Here is a 17,881-nt window from a genome sequence, read left to right on the forward strand (position 1 = left end):
AAGAAGAAACGCCAGAAGAACTGGAGGCGAGCCACTGTGACGATCATGGACACCCGGGTCGAAGACGGTTACCCGACCCGGATCACCGGTACGCCGGAGCATCTTCCGCGCGTGCACCCCACGGTGTGGGGTACCGAGGCTGACGGCCCGATCGACGCCGCGACCCTGGCTAATCACGACGCCAAGGGCTACACGGTCGTGGACGGACTGCTCTCGCCCGGTGAGGTCCAGACGTACTGGCAAGAGGTCGTCCGGCTGTCGTCGGACGAGAAGCTGCACGACGACGAGCGCGTGATCACCGAGGCGCGGACCGGCGAGGTCCGGTCGATCTTCGACGTGCACGAGATCTCCGGCCTGATCGCCGAGCTGGTGCGCGATCCCCGGGTGCTCGACCGGGCGCGGCAGATCCTCGGCTCCGAGGTCTACATCCACCAGAGCCGGATCAACTACATGCCGGGCTTCAAGGGCACCGGCTTCTACTGGCATTCCGATTTCGAGACCTGGCACGCGGAGGACGGCATGCCGTCGCCGCGTGCGGTGAGCTGCTCGATCGCGCTCACCGACAACTACCCGTACAACGGCGGGCTCATGGTCATGCCGGGTTCGCAGCGCACGTTCGTGCAGTGCGTGGGCGAGACCCCGGACGCCAACTACAAGAGCTCGCTCAAGGACCAGCGGGTGGGCGTGCCGTCGCCGGACGACATCACCAAGCTGGCGGCCGACTGCGGCATCGACCAGTTCACCGGTTCGGCCGGTTCGGCGCTGTGGTTCGACTCGAACATCATGCACGGATCGTCGAACAACATCACGCCGTATCCGCGCTCGAACATCTTCCTGGTGTTCAACAGCGTGGACAACGCGTTGCAGGAGCCGTTCGCCGCGAGCGCGCCGCGGCCGTCGTTCATCGCCGGCCGCAACTCGACGCCGATCACGCGGTGACCAGCGTTACCTTCGCCAACCGGCGGGTCGCTCGTAACGAAGAATGTGCGCCCTGTTACGTTGTCGGCACCTCGCAGCTCGTCTGCGGAGGCGTGGTTGTCCGCAGCGGTCCGGGTTCTTGCTCGGGGTGAGCCCCCCGAACCGCCGGCGGACGGCCGAGATGCACGGGTGGACCGCGCCCCCTGGCGGCCCGGCCGACGATCATTGAGTCCGGCCCCGCACCATCAGATCGGGACTGATGGTGCGGGGCCGGACTCGTCTGTTCAGGGTCGAAATTCACGAAAGAGCGGTGTCTGCGGGCCGCCGCTGACGGTAAGTTGACCTGTCTGGCTGGGGGTGAGCCTGGGAGGTGCGCGCGAGCATGGCCGATGCCGGCGCGCGGGTCGAACTGCTCGGCCCGGTGCGGCTGCTCGACGGCAGCCGTGCGGTTCCCGTCGGCGGCCCCGGGGTGCGGGGGCTGCTGGCGCTGCTCGCGCTGCGCGTGGGCAAGGTGGTGCCGCTCGAGGAGATCATCGACGCGCTGTGGGGCCACGATCCGCCTGCCACCGCCCGCACCATCGTGCACGGCAACGTGTCGCAGCTGCGCCGGCTGCTGCGCGAGATGGCCGATCCGGTGGCCGAGATCAGCACCCGTCCGCCGGGCTACCAGCTTTCCCTCGCACCGGACCGGATCGACGCGCACCGGGCGCGGGCGCTGCTGGACCAGGCCGCGCTGGAATCGCCGGAGAGCGCCTCGAAGCTGCTCGCCGAGGCGCTCGCGCTGTGGCAGGGGCCGACGCTGTCCGGTGTGCCCGATTCAGTACGGGCGCCCGAATTGGACGAGTTGCGGCGCGCGATCCGCTACGCCCGGGTCAACGCGGATCTCGACCTCGGCCGCTACGACGAGCTGATCGTGGAGCTGAGCCCGATCGTCCGCGCCGACCCGCTCGCCGAGCGCGTCGCCGGGCAGTTGATGCGCGCGCTCTACCACGCCGGGCGGCGCGGGGAAGCGCTCGAGCTGTACCACACCGTCTCGCGGGCGACGCTCGGTTCGCTCGGCGTCGAACCCGGCGCGGATCTGCGCTCGCTGCACGAGCGGGTGCTCAACGACGATCTCGCCGCGCACGAGAGCGCGGTTCCGGAGCAGGCCGTCGCGCCGTCTCAGCTGCCGCCCGCGCTGCCGACGCTGGCCGGGCGCGAGGCGGAGCTGGAATGGCTCGACGGGCTCGCCGGACGCGGCGACAGCACGGTGATCGTGTCCGGCACCGCCGGGGTTGGCAAAAGCGCGCTGGTCATCTGGTGGGCGCACCGCGCGGCCCGGCTGTTCCCGGACGGGGTGCTGTACGCGGCGCTGCAAGGGTTCGATCCGCATCAGCCGCCGCTGGAACCGGGCGATCTGCTGTCGCAGTTCCTGCTCGGGCTGGGCGTGCCAGCGGACGAGGTGCCGGAGCAGGTGCACGAACGCGTGGCGCTGTACCGCTCGCTCATCGCCGGACGACGGATGCTCGTGCTGCTCGACGACGCGCGTTCCGCCGAACAGGTGCGTCCGTTGCTCCCTCCGGGCGCACGGTCGATGACGGTGGTGACCAGCCGGTCGCGGCTGGAGGCGCTGGCGGTGTCCCACGCGGCGAAGCTGCGGGTGCTCGGCACGCTCGCGCCGGAAGCCGCGGTGAGGGTGATCGAGGAATTGGCCGGGCCGGCGGACTTCGACCTCAACCACGCGCTGGCCCGGCTGTGCGGCTACCTGCCGCTCGCGCTGCGGATCGCCGGGGCCAAGCTCGCCGCGAGTCCACAGTGGACACTCAAGGATCTGGTCGGGGAGCTGGGAAACGAACGCACCCGGCTGGCCGGACTCGACGTCACCGGAGCCGAAGACGGCGTCCGGGCCGCCTTCGACGTCTCGTTCCGCGGCCTTCCGGACGGGCTGGCCCGGACGCTGCTCCGCCTGGGCGCGGTGCCCGCGCGGCACACCGGTCCGCACCTGACGGCGGCGATCGCGGAGATCCCGGTCGAGCAGGCCCGCCGCGAACTCCGCACGCTGGCCGCGCACAACCTGGTCGCCGAGACCTCGCGCGACGCCTTCGCCCCGCACGACCTGGTCCGGCTGTACCTGCGCGAGCTGGCGGAAACCGAACTGGACCCGGCGGAACGCGCGGCGGTGCTCGACCGGGCGATCCGCTACCACCAGGCCGCCTCGGACACCGCGCGGCGGAAGATGCTGCGCATAGTCGACCCGCTCGACCTCACCGGCCTCGTGCCGCCGGACGCGCTGCCGCCGCTGGAAACCTTCGCCCAGGCCCAAGACTGGTTCGCCGCGGAATGGCCGAACCTGCTCGCCGTGCTCGACGCCGCACACGCCGACGGCCGCTACGCCGACGTCTGGCGGCTCGCCCGCGTCGCGCACACCTACCGGGTCGTCTGCCCGCTGTACGAGGAATGGATCCGGCTGGTCGACCTCGGCCTCGCCGCCGCCGAAGCCGCGAACGAACCGCTCGGGCAGTGCTGGATGCTGATCTCCCGCTGCGCCATCGCGCTCACCTTCGAGCTGTCGCAGGGCAGCATCGCCGACGCCGAACGCGCGGTCGGGCTGGCCACCCGGCTCGACGGCCGCTCGCTCATCGTCGCCAAGATCCACCTCGGCAGCGTGCTGACCCTGCTCGGCCGCTATTCGGAGGCGATCGAACGGCTGCTGGAGGCGGTCGCGGAGACCGAACGCACCGGGGATCTCGAACTGCGCGGCCAGGCGCTCAACAACTGCGCGGAGACGGAGAAGCGCGCGGGACGCCCGGCCGAGGCGATCACGCATCAGCTGGCCTCGCTGGAGATAGACCGCGAACTCGGGGACGACAGCTATGCCGTGGTGTCGCTGAACAACCTCGCGGAACTGCATCTGGGCATCGGCGAGCTGGAAGCCGCCGAACGCTACGCGCGGGAAGCCGTGTCGCTGGCGGTCTCGCGGCAGTTCGAGCTGCAGGAGGGCATCCTGCGGGTGACCCTGGCGCGGATCCTGCGCGGCCAGCAACGGCTGGAGCCGGCGCGCGAGCAGTACCGGCTGGCGGTGGCGCTGTACGAGCGGATGAACCCGCGGCAGGTCGAGGACTTGCGGAAGGAAGCGGCTGACCTGGCGGGTTCGTAGCAGCCGCCGCCCCTCGGCCAGGTCAACCCGAGAATTCGCCGCTCGGCCGAAGACGCAGTCGGCGCGCAGTGAGCGGGCAGTCGTCCGCGCTCGGCTCTTGTACAATGTTCAGCTGTGTTTTCCCAGGTCACCGTGGTAATAATCGCGTCCGCTTAGCGGATTCTTAGCCATCAGGCGGTCAGCGCGCGTAGGGTCGGCCGCGACGCTGGCGGAGCCCTAGGGGAGGGGCAGGCTGTGAAGCCGGCGACGGGACCGCGGCAGTACCGCGCGGACCTGGAAGAGCCGCCAGGAGCGGTTCGGTGGCGGTTGGCCGGCCGAGATGGGGGTAGGCCGGCCGGCCGCCAGGCCCTATTCGACGTTCGAGGTGCAGAGCGCGATCGAACTGCCGCTGCTTTCGGCGACCTTCTTGCCGTCGACGATGATCTGGCAGCTGATCTGGTTCGTCACGCCCGCGTTGGCGGTGTCCGCGGTCAGCGAAAGCACCGGCCTGCCGCCGTCGTAGGAGGCGTGCCCGTGCCAGTCGTCGGTGCTCGGCGGGGTGGTCGCGGTGCGCTGGTCGTTCAGCGTGCCGTAGCGGACCGTCGCGCCGTTCGCCGAGCTCACCACGAAGTCGACCGAATGCTTCTCGCCCGGCTGCGGCGGGATGTGCAGATCGCCCGCGCGGGCGGTGCCGAACATCGACGGGTAGAGCAGCATCGCGCCGCACAGCAGGGCGGCCAGTGCGGAAAGCGTGGTTCCGGTGAGCGCGACGCCCAATCCGCGCATTTTTCCTTTGGAGGAAAGGACGATTCCCGCAATTCCGCCGGCGAGGCCGATGCCGGCGAGCGGCCAGGCGAGGAAGCCCCAATCCGGGAGGAAGGCGACGCCCGCCGCGGCCAGTCCGAGGGTGACCGCGAGCCCGCCGGGCCAGTTGGCCTGTCTCCGGGACGGCTCCTGCTGGGGCGGACGGTGCGGACCAGGACGAGCAGTGGTCCTGCTGTGTCGCGCGGGTGCGGCCGGATACGGCTGCTCGGTCGTCATGCGTGCCTCTTCCGCTGGGATGGCGAAGACGCTAACGCAGATGCCCGCGTGGTTGGAATAATCGTTATCGACTGACAATGTCATCCATTTACCGCGTCCGGGCGGACGGGGTCATTTCCCGCCGGATTGCGCGAAGCGGCACCATTCGCTGCCCGAAAAAGGCAGCGTGATTCCGCAGAGCGACCATGCGCTTACCCGGCGGTCCTGACCTGGCGACGCGGCACCGCGCGCCATTCACTGATCGAAAAGATTGACTTCCGGAGTGATCTCGAGAAGTTCGTGCACCGGCCTGCCGCGCCGTCCGTCGATGGTCGTCGTGCGCACTACGCGCAACCGCGCGGTCACCGGCCGATCGAGGTTTTCTTTGATCTGGTCGAGCAGATCCGGGGCGACCGCGCCCTGAATGGTTCCGCCCGATTCCCGCTCCAGGTAGAAAATCCGCCGCCGGGTGCGCACGCCGTCGAGGCGTCCGGTCACCGTCTCGTAGCCGACCGCCTCGCGGGACTCGCGCAGGCTGCCCTGCAGCACCCGCGCCTGTTCGGTGGTCATGCTCCGGGTCACCTGCTCGCCCGCGGTGGGCGTGAGCGCCATCCCGATGCCCGCGTGCTTGCTGACCGCGTTGACGACGTCGCTGACCGCGTTGCGCACCGTGTCGCGCTGCAGCAGCACCGCGTCGAGCGCGCCGTCGTCGGAACCGTTGGCGGGCAGGAAATCGCAGAGTTCCTTCACCGCGCGCTCGGACAGCGTTTCGATGCCGTCGTGGATCAGCGCGTCGTCGACCGCCGGTTCGGGGAAACCGAAGAAGATCGCGTTGCCCGCCTGTCCTTTTTGGATCAGCGGGGCCTTGTCCCGGTCCGCCTGCTGGACGAAGGTGACCTCGTTCGACGGATTGCGGATGATGTGCCCGATCTTCGCCGTCGCGTCCTGGAGCGCGCGGCTGATGTCGGAAAAGGTGTACGCGTCGATGTGCGTTTCGCCGATCACCGACACGTGCAGCAGCGGCGCGCGGCAGGTCCGCTCGAACTTCGCGTTCGCCGCCATCGCCGAGGCGCGCGCGAGGTCGTCCAGCCACGTGCCGCCGGGGATCTCGTCGGCGATCCGCCGGAACTCGTTCCTCACCACACCATCTCCGGAATGCCTCTGCCGCCGTCGGCCCACACCGCTTCCCACACGTCCTCGTCGCCGGGACGGCACAGGAAACCGTCGAGCATGCCGCCCACCGGCTGGATCTGGTCGAGGTACATCGCGGGCTGGCCGACGATGATGCCGCGCAGGGTCAGCAGGCCGTACAGCGCGGTGCGGCCGCTGTCGTCAAGCCGCTTCAACGCGCCCCACTCGTCCGGCAGCAGCACCACGTCGAGCCCGCGCGGCGGATGCGCCGTGCGGGTGACGAACGCGCCGCCGAGCCAGGCCCGCCCGGACGTGATCACCCGCTGGGCGACCCCGAGGTAGCTGTTGAGCGCGCTGAAAAGGATCTCGCGCTCGTTCTGGTGCGGCGCGTCGTAGACCAGGCGCTCGTAGACGTCGGCGAGGTCGGCGTGATGGCGGCCGGGGGGCAGCAGGTTCTGTGGCGTCCAGTGCGGAAGCGCCATCGGACCTCCTGACGTCGTCCGGGGCCCTCGGCGCCCGCTTACCGTGCGTAGCCGAATCTACCAGGTGGGTGTCAGCCACTGCGTCCAGGTCGGCGGGGCGCGGGTTCGTCGGCCGGCCAGTGCGGGCTCCGCTGGTCGTCCTCGGGCCAGCTCAGTTCGCCCGACAGCCGCGGCTCGGGATCGGGCAGCGGATGCCCGGCCGGGCCGTGCGCCGGGTGCTGCCCGTGGTACGGATCGTCCGGGTCGACTTCCGGATAGTCGTTGTAGACGCGCTCCGGCTGGTCCTCGTAATGCGGGTACGCCGGTTCCTCGTAGTCCTCGTACGGGTTCGCCGGCGGGATGTGCCGGGTCTCCTCGGCCGCTTCCTCCGCCGGAGCCGCCGCGGGCCGGTACGGCTCAGCCTCGGGTTCGGCCTTCGGCCGGGCGGCCCGCGTGAACAGCCACATGACCGCCGCCCCGAGCAGGAACGAGACGAGCAGCCACAGCCAGATCTGCCCGAAGAGCCAGAGCATCCGCCATCACCTCTGTTCCACTGTGATCTCGACCCGCCGGTCGCTGTCGCCCCCGTTGTCCGAACTGTCCGAGCCGCTCGCGCTGGCCACCGCGAGCAAGCGGTCGGGCGGCACGTCCTCGCGGATCAGCAACCGGATCACGGTCAGCGCCCGGTTGCGGGAGAGCTTCAGCGCCGCGCTGCGCCCGCCCGGACCGTCGGCGACCCGGCCGACGAGGCGGTAGCGGAAGTTGTCCGGTGCGTCGCGCAGCAGCGGCGCGAGATCGCGCGCGGCCTGCTCGCCTTCGTCGGTGAGCTTCGCGGTGTCCGGTTCGAAGGTGATCGGCGCGGCCGCGAGCTTGCGGTCCACTTCGGCCTGGATCCCGTCGCGGTCGGTCGGCGGCGCGGACGGCGGGGCGGAAGAACTCGGCGGGCTGGACGGCGGCGTCGTCGACGGTTCGGGCGACGGCGCGGACTGCACCGGCCCGGCCCCGCCGGAGGCTTGCGCGGATTCGACCCCGTCGACTCCCTGCACGATGCCCAGCGCGCGGCCGGCTTCTTCGGCCGGGAATCCTTCGAGGGTCGCCTGCCGTCCGGAGAATTTCACCTCGCCGCCGCGCAGGCCCGCCGCGTCGAGCGCGGAGCGTGATCGCGCGGCGAGGTCGTCCTGGATTCCGCTGCCCTGCAGCCAAGTCACGAGGCCCGCGAGCAGGGCCGTGACCACCACTGCCACGGGGATCAAGCGAAGCCACCCTCGTGCACCGGACATAACAGGACCCTATGCCGGGCCGGTCGGCTTGGCGACCTGGTAAAGGCCGCCGTTCGGGTGGCTCTCGCGACAGTGCCCGCACCGGTGGTGACCGGCGCGGGCACTGTCGGGGGACGGCGTTCAGGAGGCGGTCGCGTTGCCCCGCACGTCGCCCCGCAGGTCGAGGTCGATGCTCGCCGGGTTGTCCGGCACGAGCGGGACGAGCGGAGCCAGTTCCGGGCGCTTCGGCGACAGCCCGTCGCCCATGGACTCGCCGCGCAGCTGACGGCGGATCCACGGCAGCAGGTGCACCTTGGTCCACGCGAGATCGGACCGGCGCGACGTGATCCAGGTGGCCGGTTCGGTGCTCGCCGGGTACGGCTCGCGCCAGTCCTCGGTGACCGGGACGCCGAGCACCTCGGCGGTGAGCAGCGCGATCCGGCGGTGCGCGTCCGGCGTGAAGTGCAGCCGGTCGTCGCTCCAGGCGCGCCGGTCGTGCAGCGGCTCCATCGTCCAGAGGTCGACCATCTTCGCGCCGTGCCGGGCCGCGATCGCCCACAGATGCGTGTTGTAGATCGCGACCTTGCCGCGCAGCACGCTCATCACCGACAGCGTCTTGGTGTCCGGCCCGTTGAAGATCACCACCGGGATCCCGGCCGCGCGCAGCTTCGCCACCCCCGCTTCGAAGCGCTCCGCGATGGCGTCGACGTCCGCCCCCGGCACGATGACGTCGTTGCCGCCCGCGCACAGCGTGACCAGATCGGGCTTCAGCTCAAGGGCGATCGGGAGCTGCTCGTCCATGATCTCGTCGAGCATCTTGCCGCGCAGCGACAGGTTCGCGTACTGGAAGCCGGGCTCGTCGCCGGCCAGCATCTCCGCGAGCCGGTCGGCCCAGCCCCGGAACGTCCCGTCGCCCCGATGGTCGTTGAGGCCCTCGGTGAAGCTGTCCCCGATGGCTACGTAGCTGTTGATCCCGTACACGCTGGGTTCCCCTTTCCCGCTGGTGCGTGCCTGTTCCCCGTGAAGTCCCGGATCTAGTTGTACACCCCAACTAACAGTCGGATATCCCCATATCCTTCCCGCCGGACACGACCGGTTCTCACCGGACGTCACAGTCTCTTACCTTGTCGGGGGTTCGCGCCTCCCTATTACGGCAATTTCACCGGGACGAACCTCACGTTCCGCCCCGTACCGGGCGCCATGTGGGGTAGGTCTCCCGACCTGGGGCTCCGCCGGGAGTTGCGGCAGGCTGGAAGGTGTGACAGACGAGACTGCGAAAGGGCCGGCGCGGGAGTCGCTCACGCAGATCCTCGGCGGGCGGCGCGGCGCGATCGACGCCAGCATCCCGCCCGCCGCGTTCGTCGTCGGCTGGCTCGTTTCCGGCCAGTCGATCGCCTGGGGAGCGGGCGTCGCGATCGGCGTCGCCGTGCTGCTCGGCGCGTACCGGCTGATCCGCGGCGACAAGGCGCGCGCGGTGGTGGTGAGCCTCGCCGCGGTGGTGATCGCCGCGCTGATCGCGATGCACACCGGCCGCGCCGAGGACTTCTTCCTGCTGCAACTGTTCTCGAACGCGGCGAGCGCGCTGCTGTTCGCGGCGAGCATCGCGGTCCGCTGGCCGCTGCTCGGCGTGATCGTGGGACTGCTCCTCGGGCAGAAGACGCGCTGGCGGCGCGACCCGGCTCTGCTGCGCGCGTACTCGTGGGCGAGCGCCGTGTGGGTGCTGCAGTACTTGCTGCGAGTGGTCGTTTACGGGCTGTTGTGGTGGACCGGGCAGGTGGTGGCGCTCGGAGTGGCGCGCACCGTGCTCTCCTGGCCGCTGGTGGCCGCGACCGTCGCGGTGAGCGGCTGGGTCCTTTACCGGAGCCTTCCAGCAGAACACCCGGGCCTTCGCCTGGCGAAAGACCCGGGTGCGGGCGAGTCCGAAACCGGACCCGGAAGTTAAGGCGGCCCCCGGCGAGGGGGGAGGGTCCGGGGGCCGGTTCCTACGGTACCCGGACCGGAGGGGTTGAGTCGACGGTTTCGACTCTTCCGCTCAAGTTTTGGTGGCATTCACCCGTCGGGATGGTCGCGGGGTGTCCTCGCCCCACGCGTGCACCGCCGCGAGCCAGGCCGCGCCGAGCACCCCATCGGAGCTGGTCAGAACGTTAAGATCGGCGAATTCGGCCCGCACGCGAGCCCCGACCGGGCCGTTTTCGGCCAGCACGCTGCCCACGAGCACGATCGGAGTTTTTTCTCCCGGCTCGCGCGTGGCGCGAGCGACGCGCACGAGATGCCGGGCGCCCCGCGCGACGATCTCCTCCGCGACGGGCTCTCCGGCGGCAGCGGCGGCACTCACCAGCGGCGCGTACCGGGCCAGCCGGACCGGAGGTTCCGCGTTGGCATGGGTCACCAGCGCCCACATGACCTTGAAGCGATCGGACAGGTCCACTGCGGACGGTCCGAACGCTTCGGCGAGGACCGCCTCGGGCAATCCGCCGAGCGGGCCGTCGCCCTCGAGCGCGGCGAGCGTGGCGCGCACGGCTTCGCGGCCGAGCCAGAAGCCCGAGCCCTCGTCGCCGAGCAGCCAGCCGTGCCCGCCCGCGGTGGCGATCATCCGGCGGCCGCGGATGCGCCCGGCGATCGAGCCGGTGCCCGCGACGAGCACGGTGCCGTCCGGCTCGGCCGTCGCGGACGCGTAGGCCACCTCGGCGTCGCCGGTCACCCGGACCCGGCCGGCGAGGCCGATCCGCTCCCACGCCGCGGTGAACTCCGCGGCGACCGCCGGGTCGGACAGCTTGCTCTCGCCCGCCATGCCGACCACGACGCCGAGCACGTCGGTCCGTCCGTCCACTGCGGACTCGATGGCCCCGGCGATCCGGGCCGCCGCCTCCGCGGGCGGATGCGAGTTCGGGTTCGCGCCCGCCGCGGCTCCGGTGCCGTGCACGACGCCGGCGGCGTCGATCGCGATCGCTCGCGTCGACGTGCCGCCGGCGTCCACGCCTACTACGAGGCTCACCGGGTCTTGGTCACCTTCAGCAGACCGCGCGGGTTGTCCGGGTTGCCGCCGCGCGCGAGCGAAAGCCCGAGCGCGATCCGCTGGATCGGCAGGATTTCCAGCACTGGAGCCAATTCCTCGACGGTCGGGGCGACCGGGATGCGCACCGCGGCGGGCACGTCGTTCGCCGCCGAGCCGACCGCGAGCACGTCCGCGCCGCGCTCGCCGACCGCTTCGAGGACCTCGCGCATGGCCTCGCCGCCGCGGCCGAGGCTGGTGGCGGCGAGCACGGCGGTCTCGCCGTCGACCGCCGCGACCGGACCGTGCAGCAGGTCCGCGCCGCTGTACGCGCGGGCCGCGAGGTAGCTCGTCTCGGCGAGCTTCAGCGACGCTTCGAGCGCGCTGGCGTAGGAGTAACCGCGGCCAGTGGTGAGCACGCGGTCGACAAAGCGATAACGGTCCACCGCGCGCTGCACGCCTTCGGCGGCGCCGTCCAGCGTCTGCTGGGCCAGTTCGCCGATCTTCTCCGCGTCCTCGCCCTTGCCGCCGCGGATCGCGTCGATGAAGAGGTACAGCGCCATCAGCGTCGCCGAGTACGTCTTGGTCGCCGCGACCGCCTTCTCGACGCCGGCGCCGATGTCCACGCCCAGTTCCGAAGCCGCGCGCAGCGGCGAGTCCGGGGTGTTGGTGACCGACACGGTCAGCGCGCCCTGCCTGCGGGCGGCCTCGGTGACCTCGATCAGGTCGGGCGACCCGCCGCTCTGGCTGACGGTGATGAAGAGCACGTCGCGCAGGTCCGGACGGGCGCCGTAGAGCGTCGCGGTGGACGGGGACACGAGCCCGGCCGGGAGGCCGAGGAGTACCTCGATCAGGTATTTCGCGTACAGCGCGCCGTGGTCGCTCGAACCGCGAGCGGCGAGCAGGGCGAACCGCGGCGGGTTCTGTGAAATCTTTTCCGCGACTGCTGCGATGCCGGACCGCCGCTCGACCAGCCCGGCCAGAATGCTGGGCTGCTCCGAGATTTCCGCGGCCATGTGCTCGCCGGGACGTAGTTGGGTCATCACTTTCCTCTCCGCCGGGACGGGTGTCCCGGTGTGCTGAGCGGCGTCCGGTCAGGTCTAGACCAATGCTAGCCGGGCGGAGCGGGTCGGGAGAAGGGTACGTTTCCTCACGGGGCAGTGGCGCGTTTAATGTGGGAAGACTGAGGGAGCCGGGCATGCTGGAGACACCCCCCGCGAGCGAGGCGGGGACTGCTGCGCGAGGGCAGCGCGAACCCAAGTACTGGGCGCTGAAGCAGCATCTGCTGGACCTGCTCGACGCACTGCCGCCGGGATCGCCGATCCCGACCGAGCGGGCGCTGGCGGGAGAATTCACCGTTTCGCGCACCACCGTGCGCCAGGCGCTGGCGGATCTCACCGCCGAGGGCAGACTGCACCGCGTCCAGGGCAAGGGCACCTTCGCCGCCGAGCCGAAGCTCGCGCAGCGTCTGCAGCTGTCCTCTTATACCGAGGACATGCGCAAGCAGGGCCTGAAGCCGTCGTCCCAGTTACTGGAACTCGAAGAGCTTCCGGTCGAGGGCGAGATGACGAAGCTGCTGCAGTTGCGCAACGGCGCGAAGATCCTGCGGCTGCGCCGGCTCCGGCTCGCCGACGGCCAGCCGATGGCGCTCGAGACCACGCACCTGCCGCTCGGCCGGTTCCGCGGGCTGCGCAAGCACATCACCGCGGGCGGTTCGCTGTACGCGGTGCTGCGCGAGCATTACGGCGTCGAGCTGGAGCGCGCGGAGGAGACGATCGAGACGTCGCTGGCCGGGCCGCAGGAAGCGGAGATCCTCGGCGCGGACGTCGGCATGCCGGTGATGATGCTGACCCGGCATTCGTTCGCCACCGACGGCAAGCCGGTCGAGTTCGCCCGCGCGGTCTATCGCGGCGACCGGTACAAGTTCGTCACCACGCTGCTGCCCTGATCGCGTGAGTGTCGCGGGGGACACCGGCATCCGCTGGGGCACGCCCGCGGCTCGCGGCGTGCTCTGGACGACCATCCTCGGGTCGGGGATGGCGATGCTCGACGGCACGATCGTGAACGTCGCGCTGCCCCGGATCGGCGAGGAGCTGGGCGCGTCCGTCGCCGGTCTGCAGTGGATTCTCGACGGCTACCTGCTGGCGCTGGCCGCGCTGATCCTGGTCGCCGGGTCGCTCGGCGACCGCTACGGCAGGCGGCGGGTGTACCTGATCGGGGTCGTGTGGTTCGGGCTCGCGTCCGGGCTGTGCGCGGCGGCGACGTCGACCGAGCTGCTCGTGCTGTTCCGGGTGCTGCAGGGAATCGGCGGGGCGTTGCTGACGCCGGGTTCGCTGGCGATCCTGCAGTCGTCGTTCTCGCACGAAGACCGCGCGCGGGCGATCGGCTCGTGGTCCGGGCTCGGCGGAATCGCCGCGGCGGTCGGCCCGCTGCTCGGCGGACTGCTGGTGCAGGCGTGGTCGTGGCGAATGGCGTTCCTGATCAACCTGCCGCTCGCGGTGATTGTCGTGCTGATGGCGCGGCGGTTCGTGCCCGAGTCGCGCGATACCGCGGCGACCGGACATCCGGATTATGTCGCCGCTGCGATCGGCGCGCTCGGGCTGGCCGGGGTGACCGGTGCGCTGGTCGAGGCACCGGTGCGCGGGATCGGCGATCCGGTCGTGCTGGTCGCGCTGGTGGTCGGTGTCGCCGGGCTCGGGATGTTTCTGTGGCTCCAGCACCGGGCTGCCGAACCGCTGGTGCCGCCTTCGTTGTTCCGCGACCGGACGTTCACGCTGTCGAACGCGCTGACGTTCGTGGTTTACGCGGCGCTCGGCGGCGTGATGATGCTGCTGGTGCTGCAGCTTCAGGTGTCGCTGGGTTATTCGCCGACGCTGGCCGGGCTGGCCGGATTGCCGATCACGGTGATCATGCTGTTGCTCTCCGGCCGCTCAGGGGCGCTCGCGCAGCGGATCGGACCGCGGCTGCAGCTGGTGGTCGGGCCGATCGTCGTCGGCGTCGGGATGTTGCTGCTGACGCGGGTCGGACCGGGGTCGTCGTACCTCGGGTCCGTGCTGCCCGCGGTGGTGGTGTTCGGGCTGGGCCTGGCCACTGTGGTCGCCCCGGTGACCGCGACGGTGCTGGCCGCCGCCCCGGACCGGTACGCCGGGGTCGCGTCCGGGGTCAACAACGCGATCGCCCGATCGGGTGGACTTCTGGCGGTGGCAGTCCTGCCCGCCGCGGCGGGTCTGACCGGTTCGGCTTACCGCGATCCCACCGCGCTGACCGCCGGATGGCAGACGGCGCTGGTGATCTGTGCGGTGCTGGCGATCGTCGGCGGGCTGATCGCGTTAGGAATTCACAACGGGGTGCTCGGCGCTGCCGAACCGGACGATTCGCCGCATCCCGGGGATTGTCTGCATTGCGGGGTGGAAGGGCCGCCCACGCACGTCCATCCGGGCGGGCATCGCTGATTTTCGCGGGGTTGCTGGCTGGCCTACGTGGTGCTGCGGGATCGGGCGACTAGCCGGGTCTCGATGCCCTGCAAGGCAGTGATCAAGGCGCTGGCCTCGGCCGGTTTCGTTCCCTCCAGCAGGCCGGACCACGTGTCGCGCAGCCGTTGCAGGTTTTCCGCTGCCTTGTCGGTGGGGTAGAGCCGCACTCGGCGGGCGTCGTCGGGATCGGCTTCGCGGCGCAGCAGCCCCTTGTTCTCCAGGCCCCGGACGGCTCGGCTGACGTTGCTGGAGATCATCTGGGTCGCCTCGGCCGCGGCGTTGACCGTCGTTCCGGGGTGCCGGTCGACGAACCGCATCACCGCTCCTTCCAGCGGCGTCCCCGACTCGGCGTTGGCTTCCTTGGCGGCGTTGATGTGCCGGGCCACCGCGAGGATCAGGTCGGCCAACTCGAAGAGCTGTTCGTCTTTCACCCGGCTAGCGTAGCCCAATACCTATCGTTTGACAGGTATCTCCCCGGCGACGTAGGTTAGCTATCAATTGATAGCTAAGGGGAAGTCATGACCACAGGCAAAAGCGCGTTGATCATCGGGGCGTCGCGGGGGCTCGGCTACGCGCTGGCCGCCGAGTTCCTCCGCCGCGGCTGGCAGGTCACCGCGACCGAACGCACGCCGTCCGCACTGCACGAGCTGGCCAAATCGGCCGAGGGCAGGTTGACGGTGGAGACCGTCGACATCACGGCGCCCGAGCAGGTCGCCGCGCTGCGTGCCCGGTTGGGGCGGTTCGACCTGCTGTTCGTCAACGCGGGGACCAACTACACGACCGACCCCTCGGCGACCTTCGCCGACGTGTCCACCGAGGACTTCACCCGAGTCATGGTGACCAACGCGCTGAGCCCGATGCGCGTCGTCGAAACCCTGCAAGACCTGGTTCCCGCGACGGGCACCATCGGCGTGATGTCGTCGGGCCAGGGCAGCGTCTCCGGCAACACGAACGGCGGCTTCGAGGTCTACCGGGCGAGCAAATCCGCGCTGAACCAGCTCATGCGCAGCTTCGCCGCACGGCACGCCGACGACCCGCGCACCCTGTTGCTGATGGCGCCGGGCTGGGTGAAGACGGACCTGGGCGGTCCGAGCGCGCGGCTGACCGTCGACGAGAGCATCCCCGGAGTCGCCGACACGATCGAAGCTTGGGCGGGCAAGGGCGGGCTGCACTACCTGGACCGGCAGGGGCAGACCGTCAACTGGTGACCGGCCTTGAACATCCCCAATGCCACTTTGGGTGCGCTAGATGCACCGAATGCCGCATTGGGTGCGCTAGATGCACCGAATGCCACTTTGGGTGCGTTAGATGCACCGAGCGCCACTTTGGGTGCGCTAGACGCACCGAATGCCACTTTGGGTGCGCTAGATGCACCGAGCGCCGCATTGGGTGCGTCAGATGCACCCAATGCGGCATTGGGGCGCTCGGCTAGGCGAGCAGTTCGGCCAGCATCGCCGGATCGATGTTGCCGCCGGAAACGACCGCGACGGTGCGTCCGCCGGGGAGTTCGTCGGCATGGTGCAGGTAGGCGGCCGGAGCGGTCGCGCCGCTGGGTTCCGTCACCAGGCGGCCCTGCTGGGCGAGCGCGCGGACGGTGTCGCGGATTTCGTCCTCGGTCACCGTGATCACGCCGTCCAGGACGTGCCGCAGGTGCGCGAACGTGAGCTCGGACGGTTGCGCGCGCAGGCCGTCCGCGATGGTGCGGGCGCGGTCCGTGATCGGCCACTCCACGATCTCGCCCGCGGCGAGGCTGGCGGCGGTGTCGGCGGCCAGTTCCGGTTCGACGCCGTAGACCTTCGCGTTCGGGCACTTCGCCTTGATCGCCACGCCGACCCCGGAGGCGAAGCCGCCGCCGCTGACCGGGACCAGCACGGTCTCGACGTCCGGGAGGTCCTGCGCGATCTCCAGCCCGACGGTGCCCTGCCCGGCGATGATGTCCGGGTGGTCGAACGGCGGGATCAGCGTGAGGCCGCGTTCCTCGGCGAGGGCGAGCGCCGCCGATTCCCGTTCCGCGATCGGCACTTCGCGGACTTCCGCGCCCCAGCGGCGGGTCGCTTCGACCTTCAGCCGCGGAGTGACGTCCGGCACCACGATCACCGCGGTGATCCCGAATTCGCGCGCGGCGTAGGCGACCGCTTGCGCGTGGTTGCCGCTCGAATACGCGACCACGCCGCGTTCCCGTTCGGCGTCGGTGAGCGCGGCGATCGCGTTGTACGCGCCGCGGATCTTGAACGCGCCGATCGGTTGCAGGCTCTCGGGTTTCACCCAGAATTCGCCGGGAACCCAGAGCTGGCGCAGCAGCGGGGTGTGCACCGCGGTGCCCTTCAGCCGTCCGGCCGCGGTTTCGATGTCGGAGATCGTCACGAGGTGCATGAGGCGAGTATGTCAGGAAAGTGTGAGCTTTAGTCCATCCATTGTGGACAGTCAACGTGGCGTCCCTCACGCCGGGGCAACGAAGGGAGCACCTCGGACGACTTAACCGTTGAAGAAGCAGGGAACAGGGCTGGGAAACGATCAGATCGGAATCATGAGCGAGGAGCAGAAGGAAACCGCGGAGGACAAGAAGAAACTCCGCATGACCTCGGTGCTCGCCGCGGCGCTCGCGGCGGTCACCGCCGCGTTGCTGGGTTCGACGCTGGGGGTCGCGGGAACAGTCATCGGCGCCGGGGTGGCCAGTGTGGTCAGCACCGTCGGCGGCGAGTTGTACCTGCGGTCTTTGCAGCGCACTCGCGATGCCGCGCGGAAGGCGATGGAGACGGCTGCCCGGCGCAGCAGGGGTGCGCTGGTGCCGGTGGAGGCGGTGCGGGAGTCCGGTTCCGGCGACGCGGCGACGGTGCATGTCGACGCTGACGTGGCGAACATGCCTACGGTTCGGTTGCGTCCCACTCAGCCGGATGCGGCCGAAGGCCTGGGCGAGAAGCTGCGGAAGATGCGGTGGCCGTTGATCATCGCGTCCAGTGTGGTCGCGTTTGTCGTGGCGTTGGTTGTGCTGGTGGGGATTGATTGGACGACTAAGGGGAATGTGTCGACTGGGTTGATTCCTCGGCAGCCGGAGACCAGTCAGCCGCGGGATGATCATCCGGACAACACGCCCAGTACTCAGCCGCAGGTGCCGCCGACTGGGGAGTCTCGGTCCAACGGTTCGACGTCTACGCCTACTACTACGGCTAGTGCGCCGCCGTCTTCGCAGGCTACGCGGGAGAGTCAGGCGCCGACTTCTTCGTCTAAGCCGTCTAGTAGTTCGCAGGCGCCTAGCGGTAGTCAGACGGCTACTGCGCCTGTGGTTCCGTCTAATGGTGGGGAGTGAGTGGCTCGTCGCCTGGCGGCGACATTGGCCCGTCTTGGTTGCGTGGGGCACCCCGAAGGTTGATTGTGCTGACGGTTCGGGGGTGCTTGTCAAGGCGGGAAAGATGCCTTGACAAGCACCCCCGAACCGCAGGGGAGCTTCGTATCGGGGTGCGGGGGAGGTGTGGGTGCCTCGCTCGTTGGGTGGATTGGCTGCGGTAGAGGGG

Annotated in this window: 17 protein-coding genes; 7 read left to right on the plus strand and 10 right to left on the minus strand. The window is 70.1% G+C overall.

Annotation, left to right across the window (positions count from 1 at the left end; translation table 11 throughout):
• The first annotated feature begins 36 nt into the window (after positions 1–36).
• Both thpD and PUT80_RS27795 read left to right on the plus strand, forming a co-directional pair.
• The gene (thpD, locus tag PUT80_RS27790; RefSeq protein WP_134728417.1) at positions 37–939 is read left to right on the plus strand and encodes an ectoine hydroxylase; all 903 of its coding nucleotides are present in this window, start codon (positions 37–39) and stop codon (positions 937–939) included.
• A 361-nt stretch (positions 940–1,300) separates the two neighbouring features.
• Positions 1,301–4,054 carry a BTAD domain-containing putative transcriptional regulator gene (locus tag PUT80_RS27795; RefSeq protein WP_275293993.1) on the plus strand — a complete coding sequence of 918 codons (2,754 nt, stop codon included), beginning with the start codon at positions 1,301–1,303 and terminating at the stop codon, positions 4,052–4,054.
• A 348-nt stretch (positions 4,055–4,402) separates the two neighbouring features.
• On the opposite strand, the gene PUT80_RS27800 is transcribed toward PUT80_RS27795, so the two are convergent.
• The 6 genes from PUT80_RS27800 to PUT80_RS27825 all read right to left on the minus strand — a co-directional run bounded on the left by PUT80_RS27800 (position 4,403) and on the right by PUT80_RS27825 (position 8,885).
• Positions 4,403–5,074, minus strand: a complete 672-nt coding sequence (locus PUT80_RS27800; protein WP_037807985.1) for a hypothetical protein — start codon at positions 5,072–5,074, stop codon at positions 4,403–4,405.
• Between the two features lie 234 nt (positions 5,075–5,308).
• Positions 5,309–6,193, minus strand: a complete 885-nt coding sequence (locus PUT80_RS27805; RefSeq protein ID WP_037809292.1) for a hypothetical protein — start codon at positions 6,191–6,193, stop codon at positions 5,309–5,311.
• Positions 6,190–6,666 (minus strand): hypothetical protein, encoded by a 477-nt coding sequence (locus PUT80_RS27810; RefSeq protein WP_037807980.1) that lies wholly within the window; start codon positions 6,664–6,666, stop codon positions 6,190–6,192. The genes PUT80_RS27805 and PUT80_RS27810 overlap by 4 nt, the downstream gene beginning before the upstream one ends.
• Before the next feature lie 71 nt (positions 6,667–6,737).
• Positions 6,738–7,178, minus strand: coding sequence for a LapA family protein (locus tag PUT80_RS27815; RefSeq protein ID WP_275293994.1), 441 nt, complete (start codon positions 7,176–7,178; stop codon positions 6,738–6,740).
• Positions 7,179–7,184: 6 nt separating this feature from the next.
• Positions 7,185–7,889 (minus strand): OmpA family protein, encoded by a 705-nt coding sequence (locus tag PUT80_RS27820; protein ID WP_275294001.1) that lies wholly within the window; start codon positions 7,887–7,889, stop codon positions 7,185–7,187.
• 156 nt (positions 7,890–8,045) lie between these two features.
• A complete protein-coding gene (locus PUT80_RS27825) occupies positions 8,046–8,885 on the minus strand; it encodes an SGNH/GDSL hydrolase family protein (RefSeq protein ID WP_043827249.1) in 840 nt (279 codons plus the stop codon).
• Between the two features lie 277 nt (positions 8,886–9,162).
• On the opposite strand from PUT80_RS27825, the gene PUT80_RS27830 reads away from it, so the two are divergent.
• Complete coding sequence (locus PUT80_RS27830) at positions 9,163–9,846, plus strand: DUF3159 domain-containing protein (RefSeq protein ID WP_043827250.1); 684 nt, start codon at positions 9,163–9,165, stop codon at positions 9,844–9,846.
• A 90-nt stretch (positions 9,847–9,936) separates the two neighbouring features.
• Here the strand turns inward: PUT80_RS27830 and PUT80_RS27835 are convergent, their stop codons facing one another.
• Positions 9,937–10,899: a BadF/BadG/BcrA/BcrD ATPase family protein gene (locus PUT80_RS27835; RefSeq protein WP_275293995.1), complete on the minus strand. Its 963-nt coding sequence runs from the start codon at positions 10,897–10,899 to the stop codon at positions 9,937–9,939.
• Positions 10,896–11,939, minus strand: coding sequence for an SIS domain-containing protein (locus PUT80_RS27840; protein WP_037807968.1), 1,044 nt, complete (start codon positions 11,937–11,939; stop codon positions 10,896–10,898). Before PUT80_RS27840 ends, PUT80_RS27835 begins: the two co-directional genes overlap by 4 nt.
• A gap of 155 nt (positions 11,940–12,094) precedes the next feature.
• Here PUT80_RS27840 and PUT80_RS27845 point away from each other — a divergent pair, with 155 nt between their 5' ends.
• Positions 12,095–12,844, plus strand: a complete 750-nt coding sequence (locus PUT80_RS27845) for a GntR family transcriptional regulator (protein ID WP_009084055.1) — start codon at positions 12,095–12,097, stop codon at positions 12,842–12,844.
• A gap of 4 nt (positions 12,845–12,848) precedes the next feature.
• Positions 12,849–14,348 (plus strand): MFS transporter, encoded by a 1,500-nt coding sequence (locus PUT80_RS27850; RefSeq protein ID WP_275293996.1) that lies wholly within the window; start codon positions 12,849–12,851, stop codon positions 14,346–14,348.
• 23 nt (positions 14,349–14,371) lie between these two features.
• On the opposite strand, the gene PUT80_RS27855 is transcribed toward PUT80_RS27850, so the two are convergent.
• Positions 14,372–14,800, minus strand: coding sequence for a MarR family transcriptional regulator (locus tag PUT80_RS27855; protein ID WP_275293997.1), 429 nt, complete (start codon positions 14,798–14,800; stop codon positions 14,372–14,374).
• Between the two features lie 87 nt (positions 14,801–14,887).
• Here PUT80_RS27855 and PUT80_RS27860 point away from each other — a divergent pair, with 87 nt between their 5' ends.
• Positions 14,888–15,577 carry an SDR family NAD(P)-dependent oxidoreductase gene (locus PUT80_RS27860; RefSeq protein ID WP_275293998.1) on the plus strand — a complete coding sequence of 230 codons (690 nt, stop codon included), beginning with the start codon at positions 14,888–14,890 and terminating at the stop codon, positions 15,575–15,577.
• Between the two features lie 220 nt (positions 15,578–15,797).
• On the opposite strand, the gene PUT80_RS27865 is transcribed toward PUT80_RS27860, so the two are convergent.
• Positions 15,798–16,742, minus strand: a complete 945-nt coding sequence (locus PUT80_RS27865; RefSeq protein ID WP_275293999.1) for a threonine/serine dehydratase — start codon at positions 16,740–16,742, stop codon at positions 15,798–15,800.
• Positions 16,743–16,896: 154 nt separating this feature from the next.
• On the opposite strand from PUT80_RS27865, the gene PUT80_RS27870 reads away from it, so the two are divergent.
• Positions 16,897–17,676, plus strand: coding sequence for a hypothetical protein (locus tag PUT80_RS27870; RefSeq protein ID WP_275294000.1), 780 nt, complete (start codon positions 16,897–16,899; stop codon positions 17,674–17,676).
• The last annotated feature ends 205 nt before the right edge of the window (positions 17,677–17,881 follow it).

This window comes from Amycolatopsis sp. La24 (assembly GCF_029087445.1).
GTDB classification, from domain to species: Bacteria; Actinomycetota; Actinomycetes; order Mycobacteriales; family Pseudonocardiaceae; genus Amycolatopsis; species Amycolatopsis nivea.

Excerpts from the sequence above, each read along its gene's own strand:
- PUT80_RS27800 (WP_037807985.1), bottom strand. The coding sequence starts at position 5,074 with ATGACGACCGAGCAGCCGTATCCGGCCGCACCCGCGCGACACAGCAGG.
- PUT80_RS27795 (WP_275293993.1), top strand. The coding sequence starts at position 1,301 with ATGGCCGATGCCGGCGCGCGGGTCGAACTGCTCGGCCCGGTGCGGCTG.
- PUT80_RS27840 (WP_037807968.1), bottom strand. The coding sequence starts at position 11,939 with ATGACCCAACTACGTCCCGGCGAGCACATGGCCGCGGAAATCTCGGAG.
- PUT80_RS27865 (WP_275293999.1), bottom strand. The coding sequence starts at position 16,742 with ATGCACCTCGTGACGATCTCCGACATCGAAACCGCGGCCGGACGGCTG.
- PUT80_RS27810 (WP_037807980.1), bottom strand. The coding sequence starts at position 6,666 with ATGGCGCTTCCGCACTGGACGCCACAGAACCTGCTGCCCCCCGGCCGC.
- PUT80_RS27860 (WP_275293998.1), top strand. The coding sequence starts at position 14,888 with ATGACCACAGGCAAAAGCGCGTTGATCATCGGGGCGTCGCGGGGGCTC.
- PUT80_RS27815 (WP_275293994.1), bottom strand. The coding sequence starts at position 7,178 with ATGCTCTGGCTCTTCGGGCAGATCTGGCTGTGGCTGCTCGTCTCGTTC.
- PUT80_RS27870 (WP_275294000.1), top strand. The coding sequence starts at position 16,897 with ATGAGCGAGGAGCAGAAGGAAACCGCGGAGGACAAGAAGAAACTCCGC.
- PUT80_RS27845 (WP_009084055.1), top strand. The coding sequence starts at position 12,095 with ATGCTGGAGACACCCCCCGCGAGCGAGGCGGGGACTGCTGCGCGAGGG.